Origin of the sequence: Dialister sp. UBA1703 (genome assembly GCA_002320515.1) — a bacterium.
GTDB lineage: Bacteria > Bacillota > Negativicutes > Veillonellales > Dialisteraceae > Dialister.
In genome coordinates this window covers 7762-22102 of sequence record DCJJ01000077.1, presented here as the reverse complement: position 1 = coordinate 22102, position 14341 = coordinate 7762, and the positions used below count along the sequence as shown (strand labels likewise).

The window sequence follows — 14341 nt, the reverse complement described above, 5'->3', positions numbered from 1 at the left end:
TAATCAGCGCTTCCCTAAGAACCCCTTGGGTCCATAGGGCCCATCAATCTTAAAAATCTTTCTACATAACCTTTCTACACAACCTGCCACCGAGAGGCGGCCACAACCTTCGGGCACGAAGGGCCCGTCAACCTTTCCCTCTGAACCTGGGGCCGCAAAGCGGCCCCATATGATATAATACAGGACAGGAGGATTTTATGATTACTTTACTCACTGCCCTTTTTGTTACCATTTTTGACCAGCTGGTGAAGTGGTTTGTCGTGAACCATATGGAACTGGGAGAGACCATTCCCGTTATCCGGAATGTATTTCATCTGACCTATATCCTGAATCCCGGTGCCGCTTTTGGTATCCTGCCCCATCAGGACTGGTTTTTCCTTGCCATTGTGGTGGCACTTTTTATTGCTTTTTTCGTAATGCGGAAAAGGATTCCTGAAAACCCCCTCTATTTTCCCTCTGCCGTAGGCATGCTGCTTGGCGGCGCTCTGGGAAATGGACTGGACCGTGCCCGGCTTGGGGCGGTGGTGGATTTCTTTGATTTCCGCATTTGGCCTATCTTTAATATTGCAGATATTTTTATCTGTGCAGGGGTAGGACTTATTGCCTTTTATTTTTGGAGACACAGCTCATGAACCAGATTACCTGCCATATTTCAGAAACAGAAGAAGGAGCGCGGCTGGATAAGATCCTGCAGGACGCTTCAGGACTGACCAGGTCCGAGGTCCAGAAGTGGATGAAAGAGGGGAAAGCGACGCTCTTAACCGGCAAAATGCTCAGACCTAATTACCATGTGAAGGCAGGGGACGAGATTTCCTTTTCCTGGGAAGAAAAGGAAGAGCTTTCCCTTGTTCCACAGGATTTGCCGCTGGACATTCTTTATGAAGATGAGGATATCATCGTTATCAATAAGGCCCGGGGCATGGTGGTACATCCGGGTTTTGGAAATCCTGACGGTACGCTGGCCAATGCTCTTCTTTACCACTGCGGCCCGTCCCTTCTGTCCGCCTGTGAGGATCCTATCCGGCCCGGCATTGTGCACCGGCTGGACAAGGACACATCCGGCGTCATGGTGGCAGCCAAGTCTGCCCGTGCTTTTCCTGTGCTGAAGGCGGAAATCAAGGCCCATGAGGCTCAGCGCCATTATCTGGCCCTGGTGCACGGGCAGATGGAGGGAAATACCGGCGTCATCCGCCTTCCCCTGGGGCGGAGCGTGAAGGACCGCATGAAATGGGATGTAGCGCCCAAAACCGGAAAGCCCGCGGTTACCCATTATCGGGTGGAAGAATTCATGCCGGGCTATTCCTTCCTTGAACTGAAGCTGGAAACAGGGCGTACCCACCAGATCCGCGTGCACATGGCCCATATCGGTCATCCGGTGGTGAACGATCCCCTCTACGGCTGGAAGAAGGATCATTTCCCCATCGAAGGGCAGGCCCTCCATTCCTGGACTCTGGATTTGACACATCCTGTTACCGGAAAGGCGCTTCACTTTGAAGCACCGTTACCGGAGGATTTGAAACTCTGCCTTGCCATGGCAAGAAAAGGGGAAGCATAATGGAAACGAGAACACTTCATGTACCGGGTTTTGCTATCGGTACGGCGGAAGATAGAAAAGGACTTACAGGAGTAACTGTCATTCTGGCGCCGGAAGGCGGCGCTGCAGCCGGGGTGGACGTACGGGGCTGCGCTCCCGGCACCAGGGAAACGGACCTTCTGAGTCCTGAAAAGACGGTGCAGAAAATTCACGCGGTAGTTCTCTCCGGCGGTTCCGCCTTCGGACTGGAATCGGACTGCGGCGTTATGAACTTCCTTGCGGAAAAGGGAATCGGATTTCCTGTGGGAGATGTGACCGTTCCTATCGTCTGCGGTGCTGTGCTCTTCGACCTTTCCATAGGAGATCCCAAGGTTCATCCGGGCCTTGTTATGGGCTATGAAGCGGCTTCCAGGGCTTCAAACACTTTCCCTGTGGGCTGCTATGGCGCCGGTACCGGCGCTTCTGTCGGAAAGCTCCGGGGCTTTGACCACGCCATGAAAAGCGGCGCCGGTTATGCTGAATTTAGTCTCCCCAGCGGCCTCTTTGTGGGGGCATACATGGCAGTGAATGCCTGTGGAGAAATCTATGATAAGGATGAAATCCTGGCAGGAGCTCTCGCAGATGATGACGCCCATTTCATTTCATCCCATGAACTGATGATGCAGGGCTTTAAAAGGCAGACGGGTACCAATACATCCATCGGATGCGTCATGACCAATGCCAGGCTCACCAAGGCCGAATGCAAAGCGGTTTCGGGCATGGCCCATGACGGCTATGCCCGGGCCATCCGGCCTGTCCATACCACCATGGATGGAGACACCGTCTTTACCATGGCTTCCGGTGAGGTGGAAGCACCGGTGGATACGGTGGGCTATTTGGCGGAAGAAGCTATCCGCCTTGCCATTCTGGACGCCGTTAAAAATGCGGAAAGCATGGGAGGAAGACCGGCATATAGAAACATAATTACATAAAGTAGTTAAATGAAAAAAGCGCCCTGATGAAAAGGGGCGCTTTTTTGTGGGGAGGGCTGGAGAACGGTATTCCGGCAGGGGCCTGCGTATTAGGTTCAGAGGGGCGTGTATCCATCGGGCTTTCCTCCCTTGGTGCGGGGCTCCGTCAGACTTTTTCTCTATCCCCTCTGAAGCCCGGCTGCTCCGGGGCCTTTTTTTCTCACAAATCCTATGGAAAAACAGGTGTGGATGAGATAAAATAGAGGTCGTTTGCAGAAAAGACGCATAAATCGTATGCGATGAAATAGAAAATTTCCGGGGCAGGCCCGGGAAGAAAGAAGAAAAATGGAAAATCATTTAGCTGCAGCAAAGGATGCTGCTTTAGATATAGAAAAGGGGCAGCCCCTGCCTTTGAAAAACAAGGGGAGCCGCATTGCCGGACTGGACGGGCTCAGGACGCTGGCCATTACGGGAGTCACCTTATTTCATATGTTTCCTCAGGGTTTTAAAGGCGGATGGCTGGGGGTGTCCCTCTTTTTTGTAATCACCGGCTATCTTCTGGCCTATACCGGTGAGAAGGAGAGGGCGTCCCATGGGTTCTCCCTTCTGTCCTACCTGTGGAAGAGGATAAAAAGGATTTATCCTTCCCTGATTATTATGATTCTCATGACCGTAGGCATTTATTCCTTCTTTGCACCGGATATTATCACAGCTATCCGGCCGGAGGTGCTTTCGGTGCTGCTGGGTGTGAATAACTGGTGGCAGATTGAGCAGAATGCGGACTATTTCACAAGGATAGCCAGCCAGTCCCCTTTTACCCACCTTTGGTTTCTGGGCATTGAAATCCAGTACTATCTCAGCTGGCCCCTTCTGTATGGTTTTTACATACTGATCGAAAAAATTTCCGGCCCGAAGGCTGGCACCGCCTTTTTCTTCCTGGTCGGCCTTGGTGCCATGACTGTCATGCCCTACGATTTTAAAGAAGGCATGGATATGACAAGGCTTTATTATGGCACTGACACCAGAATGTATGCCCTGCTTTTAGGGGCGGCCCTTGGGCTTAGCCACGCCCACAGGGCTTACGACGGTGAAAGCAGGAACCGGGAAAAGACTGTCATTTCGTTTCTTTACATGGCAGGTATTGTTCTGACCGCAGCGGGGTATGTCTTTCTGGACGGCAGGCTCCCTGCAGTCTATGAATGGGCCATGGCTGCCTATACCATCCTTTTTCTGCTTCTTCTGGTATGGACAGCGGATACGTCTCTTCCTTTTGGAAAATGGATGGATAATCCTCTCTTTTGCTGGATTGGAAAGTACAGCTATGGTATTTTCCTGTGGCAGTATCCCGTCATTTTTCTATTCCGTTATATGAAATGGGAAGGAATCATGCCCTATGTGATGGAAACAGCGGAAATTTTTCTCATTGTCCTTCTTGCCGTATGGAGCAGTCTGGTAGAAAATCTCCTGACCGGGCACATTCATTTCATAGGCCACCCAAGGAAAACCTTTTTGAAAGCCCTGGCCATTCTTCTTATTTCCCTGCCTGCCTTTCCCTTCATGGTCTACGGCTGCCGGGGCCTCTGGAATTCCTCTACAGAGCGGGTATCGGACATGGGGGAAATGAAGGAACGGTTTGCGGAGAATGAAAAAATGCTGGAAAATCAGCAGGTAGAAGCCATTCCCGTTCCGGAAGAAACAAAGGCGAAGAGCCATCCTACCCTGGATCACGTGGCCTGTATCGGTGACTCCGTCATGCTGGGCTCCGCCATGGATATTCATGATGTGCTTCCCGACTGCTATATTGATGCCAAAGTTTCCCGCTACGTAGGCGCCGGCCTTGGCATTGCCAGGCAGATAGAAAATATGGGACTTCTTGGAAATACGGTGGTTATCGCCCTTGGGACCAATGGTCCTCTGGACGGCCAGTACGAAGGGGAAACCCGCGCTCTTCTGGACTATCTGGGACCGGAGCGCCACATTTTCTGGGTCACTGTCCACTGCCCTGCTACCGGCTGGCAGGACAGCAATAATGCCTATCTAAGGAAGATTACACAGGAATATCCCAATGTCACCTTGGTTGACTGGCAGGAAGCGGTTACCAGACACCCGGAATGGCTGGGCGGAGACAACATCCATCCCAACAACGAAGGTACCAGAGCCTACGCCGCTCTGATCCACGATGCCATTGCTGCAAAGATGTGAAAGGGCTGCCGGGGAGGCAGTCCCCGGATGAAAAGAGAAAGTAAAATAGAGTAGAGGAGCCGCAAAGCGGCTCCTCTGCTCTATTTTACCTTGCTATCCCTATTCTCATTTGCTAAAATAAAAGCTACGGGTTTTGCTTACATATGAAAATGACATCCGTATATAGATTTCTTTAAGATAGTAACAGCAGGAGGAAAAATGGCAGATTTGACAGCCCTTATTCTGGCGGCGGGGCAGGGTACCCGCATGAAGTCCGCTCTGCCCAAGGTACTGCACCGCGTGTGCGGCGTGCCTATGGTGGAGCAGGTCATCCGGGTGGTCCGGAAGGCCGGTTTCGGCAGATGTGTGGTAATTACAGGTTTTAAGGAAGAGCTGGTGCGGCAGGATCTGGCCGGAAAGGGCGTAGATTTTGTTCACCAGGCTGAGCAGCTCGGCACGGGCCATGCGGTTATGCAGGGGGCGCCTCTTCTGACAGATCGGGATGGCTATGTACTGGTGATCTGCGGCGACACACCTCTTCTTCGCAGCGAAACCATTTCATCCCTTACGGAAACCTGCCAAAAGGAAAATGCATCGGCTGCGGTGCTGACGGCGGTGCTGGATGATCCTTTCGGCTACGGCCGTGTGCTTCGGGATGAAAAGGGACAGATGACTTCCATTGTGGAGCAGAAGGACGGTACGCCGGAAGAACTTGCTGTCCATGAAATCAATACAGGCACCTACGTGTTCAAGGTGGGGCCTCTTCTGGATGCACTGAAGAAAATCGACAACAAGAATGCCCAGGGCGAGTATTACTTGACCGATGTGTTTGAAATCATGATTCGTGAGGGTCAGAAAGTAGTTCCTGTGGCTGCAGATGATGCAGATGAGACCATGGGCGTCAATTCCAGAACCCAGCTGGCAGCAGCTGACCGGGTGCTTCGTCTCCGCAAGGCAGAGGAGCTTATGGCGAAGGGCGTTTCCATTATCAATCCGGAAAACACCTATGTGGAGCAGGATGTGGAAGTGGGGCAGGATACGGTTCTTTATCCCGGCACCATTCTTGAGGGTAAGACGGTGATTGGCAGAGACTGCGTCATCGGTCCCGATACCCAGCTCACTGACGTAACAGTGGGAGAGGGGACACACCTGAACCGGGTGTATGCCCATGAATGCAGCATCGGAAATTTCGATGAAATCGGGCCTTTCGTCCATCTCCGTCCGAATACGGTGCTCCATGACCACATCAAAATCGGCAATTTCGTAGAAGTGAAGAATTCCACCGTAGATGATGGCACGAAGCTGCCGCACCTCATTTACTGCGGCGATTCGGATCTTGGAAAGAATGTAAATTTCGGCTGCGGTACAGTGACTGTCAATTTCGACGGAAAGGAAAAGCATCGCTGCAAAGTAGATGACCATGCCTTTATCGGCTGCAATACAAATCTGGTAGCACCGGTGCACGTAGGAGAGAGAGCCTTCACAGCCGCCGGCTCCACCATTACAAAAGATGTACCTGCCAGGGCACTGTCCGTGGCAAGGGCCCGTCAGACAAATATCGAGGGCTGGGTCAAAGAGGATACCTATAAGGATTAATTTCCTCATTAAATAGGATGAAATCGTATTTTTGACTGTTAATTTACCGGTAAACTGGTATATAATAAGAACAGTGATAGTGGATGACTGGGTTTATATCCGCTGATCAGAAAAACTTGTACACTTTCATATTTGAAAGGAAAGGGAGAGGCAGCAAAATGGACATGGAAGATACTTCTAAATTGAAGATTTTTACAGGAAACGCACACCCGGCGCTGGCAAGGGAAATTTCCGACTACATCGGAGTGCCGCTGGGAAAAGCTATCTGCGGACGGTTCAACAACGGCGAAATTCAGGTCATGATCAATGAAAGTGTCCGCGGCAAGGACTGCTTCATTATCCAGCCCACCGGCGCACCGGTGAATGATAACCTTATGGAAATGCTGATTATGGTAGATGCGCTGAAGAGAGCTTCTGCCCGCCATATTACTGTGGTCGTTCCTTACTACGGCTATGCCCGTCAGGACAGAAAGACCAGAGGCCGTGAACCGATCAGCTCCAAGCTGGTGGCAGATCTCATGTCCACTGCCGGTGTTACCCGCGTAGTTACCATGGATCTCCATGCAGGCCAGATCCAGGGCTTCTTCGACGTACCGGTGGATCACCTCATGTCTGCATCCCTTCTGGCAGACTATGTAAAATCCAAGAACCTGGACAACCTGACCATCGTTTCTCCGGACCTGGGCGGTGTTACCCGTGCCCGCGAACTGGCTGACCGCGTAGGTGCCCCCATTGCCATCATTGAAAAACGCCGTCCGGAACCGGGCGTAGCCAAAGTCATGAACATTATCGGCAATGTGAAAGACAGAAACTGCTTCATCGTAGATGATATTGTAGATACTGCCGGCTCCCTCTGCGAAGGCGCCAAAGCACTGGCCGAATATGGTGCAAGAAATGTGTATGCTGCCGTATGCCATCCTGTACTTACTGACCCGGCTACTGAAAGAATCAAGAACTCCAACATCAAGGAACTGATCGTTACCAATTCCCTGCCTATCCCGAAAGAAAAGATCCAGGACAAACTCACCGTCCTCTCCATCGCTCCGCTTCTGGGCGAAGCCATCCTCCGTATTTTCCACGACGCTTCCGTAAGCCAGCTTTTCGATAAATAATGAAGATTATTGCAGGACTTGGAAATCCGGGAAAAGAGTACGAGCACACCCGCCACAACATGGGCTTTGACGTCATTGACGAACTGGCCCGCCGCTGGAATGTCACTCTCTGGAAAGAAGATATGAAAGCGGAAATCGGCCAGGTCGTGGTGAAGGGAGAAAAAGTGCTTCTGGTGAAACCGCTCACCTACATGAACAACAGCGGCGAGGCGGTAGGTGCCATTGCCCGTTACTACAAGGTGGACCTGGATAATATTTACATCATCTGCGACGATCTGGACCTTCCTCCGGGAAAGACCAGAATCCGCAAAAAGGGTGCCTCCGGCGGACATAACGGTATCAAATCCCTCATCGCCCATCTGGGCAGCGAGAACTTCAACCGCTTCCGCATCGGCGTGGGCCACCCTAAAGATGGACACACCGTGATAGAACACGTGCTCAGCCGTCCCTATGGAGAAGATATAAAAAGAATCGAAGACGCCAAAATTCATACCGCCGATTCCATTGAAGCGGCGCTGGAATACGGCGTAGACCACGCCATGAACGCCTTCAACCCTAAAAGGAAAGGATAATTCATGATGCAAAAGGCAGTTTCTAAAAAGGAAACTGCCTTTTTTATGGAAGGAGAAACTATGAAAGGAAAACTTATCGTACTGGAAGGAATCGACGGCAGCGGCAAAGAAACCCAGTCCAATCTTCTGGAAAAGAAACTGAAAGAAAAGGGCAGGGAAGTAATGCATATTTCCTTCCCCGACTACGAGAGCCCCTCTTCTGCCCTGGTAAAAATGTACCTTAAAGGGGACTTTGGAAAAAATCCGGAAGACGTCAATCCCTACGCCGCATCCCTTTTCTACGCGGTGGATCGTTTTGCATCCTATCGCATGAAGTGGAAGGATTTTTATGAAAAAGGAGGCATCGTTATTGCTGACCGCTACACCACCAGCAACATGGTACACCAGATGACCAAGTACGAGGATGAAGTAAAAAGAAAAGATTTCCTTTCCTGGCTGGAAAAAATGGAATACGGGGAACTAGAACTCCCACGGCCGGACCTGGTCATTCTTCTGGATATTCCGCTGGCAGTCTCTGAAAACCTGGTCAAAGAAAGAGCCAAAAAAGGAGGCTCCATGGATATTCACGAACAGCACCTGGATTACCTCCGAAAATGCCACGATGCCTATCGTCAGCTGGTTGCCCTCTACCACTGGAAACGGATCCCCTGTACGGAGGAAGGAAGACTCAGAAGCATAGAGGATATCGGAAAAGACGTGGAAAAGGCAGTGGCGGCAGTGATGGAATAGTCTGCATCCTGCAGGCGGGATTTCCAACAGGGCAGGCCTTTATACATGGGCAGTGTCATGGCTGGAAGGCTTATCCTGCCTTTCCTTTGCCCTCTTGCCTTTCCTGTTCAATCTGTTATAATAATAGAGAATTTTGAATCTCTTCAGGGCGGGGTGCAAGTCCCCACCGGTGGTAAAGCCCACGAACCTCCCTATGAGGTAGGTCTGGTGAAATTCCAGAGCCGACGGTATAGTCCGGATGAAAGAAGAGTGGACCTGGCATGATGAATCCACCTCCCTGGAAGAAAGGAAGGTGGATTTTTTGCGTATCGATGAAGATAGAAAATTTATGGCCCGGGCTCTGGAGCTGGCTGTTCGCGGTATGGGCCACGCCAGGCCGAATCCCATGGTAGGTGCGGTGATTGTAAAGGACGGCAGGATTATCGGGGAAGGCTGGCATGAAAAGTTCGGCGGTCCTCACGCAGAGGTGAATGCTTTTGCTCACTGTACAGAGGATCCTTCCGGCGCTACGCTCTATGTGACACTGGAACCCTGCAGCCATTATGGGAAGACGCCGCCCTGCGCGGATCTCATTATTGAGAAGGATATTGACCGGGTGGTGACAGCCATGGTGGATCCGAATCCTCTGGTTTCCGGAAAGGGAATCCGCCGCCTCCGGGACGCAGGCATTTTTGTTACTGTAGGCGTCATGGAAAAGGAAGCACGGAAGCTGAATGAGGTATTTCTGAAATATGTGACGGAACACAAGCCCTTTGTTCTTTATAAAGCGGCCATGTCCCTGGATGGAAAAACAGCCTGCCATACAGGGGACTCCAAGTGGATTTCTTCAGAGGATTCCCGGGAGGAGGTTCATGTACTCCGGGGCTGCTATAGAGGCATTATGGCAGGCGCCGGTACGGTGATCGCAGACAATCCGCTCCTTACGGCCCGCACGGAAGGCCTTGATGATCCGGTGCGGATTATTGTAGACGGCAATCTGTCGGTACCGCTGAAGGCCAAGGTCTTCCAGGAGCCCGGCGAGGTAATTGTCCTTACTACCACATCTTCCGATGAGAAGAAAAGGCAGGCCCTGACGGACATGGGGGTGGACATCATCATGACCGACGGCGATGAAAAGGGGAAGGTAGACCTTGATTCCGCCATGACCGGCCTTGCGCTGAAGGGGATTGACGGCATCCTTCTGGAAGGCGGTGCCACCCTGGCGGCTTCTGCCTTTGAAGCAGGGATTGTGGACAAGGTGCGGATTTATGCAGCACCTAAAATTATCGGCGGCGTATCGGCTCCGGGACTTATTGGAGGAGAAGGGGCCTCATCCATGGATAAGGCAGTAAAGCTGAAAGATATGAGTACGGAAACCTGCGGGCCGGACCTGGTGATTGAAGCCTATGTGGATAAGGGAAAGACCGATGTCGCCGACGAACGAATCGACCGGCTGGAAGAGGAAATCAGGGAAGGATCGGAGGCTCTAGCAGAGAAAGAGCCTTCCGGTGATGGAAAGTAATATGTTTACAGGAATTGTAGAAGAAATCGGACGTATCCATCATATTTCCAAAACGAACAGGGCGGAAAAGCTGGTGATTTCCTGCAGCAAAGTGCTGGAGGGTACGAAAATCGGTGACAGCATCGCTGTAAACGGCACCTGCCTTACAGTGACCGCCATGAACAGCAGCACATTCACTGCCGACGTGACACCGGAAACCATGCGCCGCACTGCCTTTTCCCTCTTCCGCCCCGGCACGCCGGTGAATCTGGAAAGGGCGCTTCGGCTTTCCGACCGCCTGGGAGGCCATATCATGATGGGCCATGTGGACGGTACAGGCCGCATTCTTTCCATGGAAAAGGATGACAATGCAGTCGATATTTCTATTTCCACTGACAGGAAATGGATGCGCTATATTATAGAAAAGGGGTCCGTGGCGGTGGATGGTATCAGTCTCACCGTGGCGGCGCGTCGGGAGGATTCGTTCTCCATCGCCCTCATTCCCCATACGGGCAGTGAGACGGCGCTCCTTTTGAAACGCCCGGGAGATATAGTGAATATAGAATGTGATTACTTGGGTAAATATGTAGAGCAGCTCCTGAAAGAAGGTCCGAAAGAAGGCCTCACCATGAGCATGCTGGAAACTTTGGGGCATGGAGGACATTATGGATTATAAATTTGACAGCATTGAAGAAATTATAGAAGAAATCCGGAAAGGGCATATCGTCATTATGCAGGATGCGGAATCCCGTGAAAATGAAGGGGATTACATCTGCGCCGCTGAATTTGCCACACCGGAAAATGTAAACCGCATGGCGTCGGAGGCTAAAGGGGTCATCTGCATGCCCATGTCCGAAGAAATGGCGGATACCCTGTACCTGGGGCCCATGATCCGCCATAATACGGACAATCACCACACCGCCTTCCTGGAATCCATCGATTATAAGGATTCCGGCACCGGCGTTTCCGCTGCAGCCCGTTCCATGACTGCCCTGGAAGCTGTAAAGGACGGCGCTAAACCGGAAGATTTCAGAAGACCGGGGCACCTGTTTCCGCTGAAAGCAAAGAAATGGGGCGTGCTGGAAAGGCAGGGCCATACAGAGGCCACCGTAGATCTGGCCCGTCTGGCAGGTTTGAAGCCTGCCGGCCTCTGCTGCGAAATCATGAACGAAGACGGTACCATGGCCAGAAGGGATGACCTTTTCAAACTGGCCAGGGAAAAGGGGATGAAAATAGGCAACATCCAGGACCTTATCGAATACAGGAAAAAGCATGAAAAACTGGTGGAGGAAGTGGCTGAAGCAAAGATGCCTACCAAGTACGGCCATTTTGAAATCCACGGTTTTGTGAATCTCTTGAACGGCGAACACCATGTAGCCCTCACCATGGGCGACGTGTCCGATGGGAAACCGGTACTCTGCCGCATTCACTCTGAATGCCTTACCGGCGACTGCTTCGGGTCTCTCCGCTGTGACTGCGGACAGCAGCTTGCCGCTGCCATGAAGCAGATTGCCAGAGAAGGAAGAGGGGTGCTGGTGTACCTCCGCCAGGAGGGGAGAGGTATCGGCCTCATCAATAAAATCCGTGCCTATGCTCTCCAGGATGAAGGCTATGACACGGTGGAAGCGAACCTGAAACTGGGATTTGCCGCCGACCTTCGTGAATATATGACCGGCGCCCAGATTCTGAAAGACCTGGGAGTTTCCAATATTAAACTTCTCACCAACAATCCACAGAAAATGGATGAAGTGAAAGACTACGGCATCACCATTACAGAAAGAGTGCCCATTGAAATCGCTCCCACCAGAGAAGACGAATTCTACCTCAAGACAAAGCAGGAAAAAATGGGGCACATGCTGAAACTGGACAAGGAAATCGAAGAGCCAAAGGCATAATGTGATTGGGCCGGGGAGCTCCATCTCCCACCAGCCCACCAGTCCACCAGCTCACCAGCCCACCAGCCCACCAGCTCACTAGCTCACTAGTACACTATTAATTAAAGGAGAACAAAATGAATATTATTTCCGGACTTTTTAATGAAAATCAAATTCGCGTAGGCATTGTGGCTTCCCGTTTCAACGAAGTCATTGTTTCCAAACTCATCGACGGAGCAGCCGACGGCCTTTCCCGTCATGGCGTGGACATGGACAAGGTGGACCTGGCCTGGGTACCCGGCGCCTTTGAAATACCTCTCGCTGCCAAGAAGATGGCGGAAAGCGGAAAGTATGATGCAGTCATCTGCCTTGGGGCTGTGATCCGCGGGGAAACGGACCATTACGAACATGTGGCTACGGAAGTGACGAAGGGGGTAGCTATGGCATCCCTTTCCAGCGGCGTGCCGGTGCTTTACGGCGTGCTTACCACCGACACCATTGAGCAGGCTATCAACCGGGCGGGACTCAAGTCCGGCAATAAGGGCTTTGAATGCGCCATGGACGCTTTGGAAATGGCCAGCCTTTTCAAAAAGCTGGACAAATAAAATGAAAAAAGCCATCCGCCGGGGTGGCTTTTTCATTTTCATCCTATCCGACGGATATGATATAATATTATGATAACGATTCTATTGATGCATTGCTCACAGGAGGTAAGTCGTGGAAGAAAAACGGCTCGCAGAGAATAAGTTCTACTATACCCTTACGTATGGCTGCCAGATGAATGAAAATGATACGGAACGTATTAACGGCCAGCTGGAGGATCTGGGATACAAGCCGGCGGAGAAAATGGAAGACGCCGATATTGTGATTATGAATACCTGCTCCGTCCGCCAGAATGCAGAGGAAAAGGTGTACGGCAAAATTGGGGAAATCAAGAAGCTGAAGGATAAGAATCCCCGTCTTCTTTTAGGCATTGCAGGCTGCATGGCCCAGGAAAACAAGGGAAAGCTTATCGAGCGCATGCCCATCATCGATTTTGTTATCGGACCCTACCATATCCACGATCTGAAGGATATTATCACCAGAGAAAATGCAAGGGGCGGCCACGTGGTGAAGACGGAACGGAATCCCCACAGTGTGAAGGACTACAGCGAGCTTCGTTCGGTGAGAAAGTCCAAAATTTTTGCCTGGGTACCTATTATGCAGGGGTGCAACAAGTTCTGCACCTACTGTATTGTTCCCTATGTAAGAGGCAGGGAAATCAGCCGCACCATCGACGACATCTGCCGTGAAATCAGAGGACTGGCTGAAGAGGGATACAAGGAAGTAACCCTCCTTGGCCAGAATGTGAACTCCTATGGCCTTGATTTTAGAAACGGCACCAGCTTTGCCGACCTGATCCGGGCTATTGATGAAATCGACGGCATCGAAAGGGTGCGCTACATGACATCCCACCCCAGAGATATGACCTTTGATATGGTGGACGCCATGGCTGCTTCTCCCAAGGTGGTGCGCCACATGCACCTTCCCGTACAGCATGGATCCAATGAAATGCTTAAGCGCATGAACCGGGGATACACCATCGAACATTTTAAAGAACTGGTGGATTATGTACGGAAGAAAATGCCGGACGTTGCCCTTACCACCGACTTGATCACCGGATTCCCGGGAGAAACGGAAGAAATGCATCAGGAAACCCTGAAGCTCATGAAGGAAGTGCGTTTCGACTCTGCTTACACCTTCATCTACTCTCCAAGAACCGGCACGCCGGCAGCCCGTATGGAAAACCAGATTGATGATGAAACAAAACACCGCCGGCTCCAGGAACTCATGGACACGGAAAATGAAATTTCCCTGGCCCTTAATAAGGAAATGGAAGGAAAGACCTATGAAATCATAGTGGAAGGTCCGTCCAAACAGGATGAAAGCCACTGGTACGGCAGAACTTCCACCAATAAAATGATCCTCTTCCCCTATGAAGAAGGAATTAAAGTGGGAGACACCAGAATGGCCAGAGTCACCACAGCCCAGACATGGGTGCTGAAGGGAGAGCTCTGCTGACACTGACTCACCGGATTTTCGGGACGCTGCTCTTCCCTTCGAATCCGGTTTGTATAGTGCAAAATATGTTTACTGTGCACTGCGAAGTGGCGGTACCACAATACGCTGAACCTTTTGAACCTTTCAATATCAAATACCAGGAAACTAAGGAAGCACTGATTCATTCATAGAGTCTGCTTTTATAAGGATTTTTATGCACTGCTTTGTCATGGGGCTCCTTAAATAGCCCGCTATTCGCGTTGTCCCATTCCT

The 14341-nt window shown here is 51.3% G+C and carries 13 protein-coding genes and 1 riboswitch; all 13 genes read left to right on the top strand.

The features are described 5' to 3' along the window. Positions 1-197: 197 nt before the first annotated feature. The 13 genes from lspA (at position 198) to miaB (ending at position 14089) form a co-directional block, all read left to right on the top strand. Positions 198-632 (top strand): signal peptidase II, encoded by a 435-nt coding sequence (gene lspA, locus B2Y11_RS03615; protein ID WP_291056329.1) that lies wholly within the window; start codon positions 198-200, stop codon positions 630-632. After that, positions 629-1555, top strand: coding sequence for an RluA family pseudouridine synthase (locus B2Y11_RS03610; protein ID WP_291056327.1), 927 nt, complete (start codon positions 629-631; stop codon positions 1553-1555). Before lspA ends, B2Y11_RS03610 begins: the two co-directional genes overlap by 4 nt. Next, positions 1555-2505: a P1 family peptidase gene (locus tag B2Y11_RS03605; RefSeq protein ID WP_291056325.1), complete on the top strand. Its 951-nt coding sequence runs from the start codon at positions 1555-1557 to the stop codon at positions 2503-2505. Before B2Y11_RS03610 ends, B2Y11_RS03605 begins: the two co-directional genes overlap by 1 nt. 324 nt (positions 2506-2829) lie before the next feature. Continuing rightward, on the top strand, positions 2830-4686 hold the full coding sequence (locus B2Y11_RS03600; RefSeq protein WP_291056324.1) for an acyltransferase family protein: 1857 nt from the start codon (positions 2830-2832) through the stop codon (positions 4684-4686). A 198-nt stretch (positions 4687-4884) separates the two neighbouring features. Next, positions 4885-6261, top strand: a complete 1377-nt coding sequence (glmU, locus tag B2Y11_RS03595; protein ID WP_291056323.1) for a bifunctional UDP-N-acetylglucosamine diphosphorylase/glucosamine-1-phosphate N-acetyltransferase GlmU — start codon at positions 4885-4887, stop codon at positions 6259-6261. Between the two features lie 158 nt (positions 6262-6419). Beyond that, positions 6420-7373 carry a ribose-phosphate diphosphokinase gene (locus B2Y11_RS03590; protein ID WP_291056320.1) on the top strand — a complete coding sequence of 318 codons (954 nt, stop codon included), beginning with the start codon at positions 6420-6422 and terminating at the stop codon, positions 7371-7373. Then, complete coding sequence (pth, locus tag B2Y11_RS03585; protein ID WP_291056317.1) at positions 7373-7945, top strand: aminoacyl-tRNA hydrolase; 573 nt, start codon at positions 7373-7375, stop codon at positions 7943-7945. Before B2Y11_RS03590 ends, pth begins: the two co-directional genes overlap by 1 nt. 60 nt (positions 7946-8005) lie before the next feature. Further along, positions 8006-8674: a dTMP kinase gene (locus tag B2Y11_RS03580; RefSeq protein ID WP_291056315.1), complete on the top strand. Its 669-nt coding sequence runs from the start codon at positions 8006-8008 to the stop codon at positions 8672-8674. Between the two features lie 135 nt (positions 8675-8809). Then, a riboswitch (FMN riboswitch) is annotated at positions 8810-8928 on the top strand. Then, complete coding sequence (gene ribD / locus B2Y11_RS03575) at positions 8913-10175, top strand: bifunctional diaminohydroxyphosphoribosylaminopyrimidine deaminase/5-amino-6-(5-phosphoribosylamino)uracil reductase RibD (protein ID WP_291056312.1); 1263 nt, start codon at positions 8913-8915, stop codon at positions 10173-10175. Its footprint overlaps the riboswitch before it by 16 nt. 1 nt (position 10176) lies before the next feature. Then, entirely contained in the window at positions 10177-10830 is a 654-nt protein-coding gene (locus tag B2Y11_RS03570; RefSeq protein ID WP_291056310.1) for a riboflavin synthase, read from the top strand. After that, complete coding sequence (locus B2Y11_RS03565; RefSeq protein WP_291056307.1) at positions 10820-12049, top strand: bifunctional 3,4-dihydroxy-2-butanone-4-phosphate synthase/GTP cyclohydrolase II; 1230 nt, start codon at positions 10820-10822, stop codon at positions 12047-12049. Before B2Y11_RS03570 ends, B2Y11_RS03565 begins: the two co-directional genes overlap by 11 nt. A 116-nt stretch (positions 12050-12165) precedes the next feature. After that, complete coding sequence (ribE, locus tag B2Y11_RS03560) at positions 12166-12633, top strand: 6,7-dimethyl-8-ribityllumazine synthase (RefSeq protein ID WP_291056306.1); 468 nt, start codon at positions 12166-12168, stop codon at positions 12631-12633. A 112-nt stretch (positions 12634-12745) separates the two neighbouring features. Beyond that, positions 12746-14089 (top strand): tRNA (N6-isopentenyl adenosine(37)-C2)-methylthiotransferase MiaB, encoded by a 1344-nt coding sequence (miaB, locus tag B2Y11_RS03555; protein WP_291056304.1) that lies wholly within the window; start codon positions 12746-12748, stop codon positions 14087-14089. Positions 14090-14341: the final 252 nt, after the last annotated feature.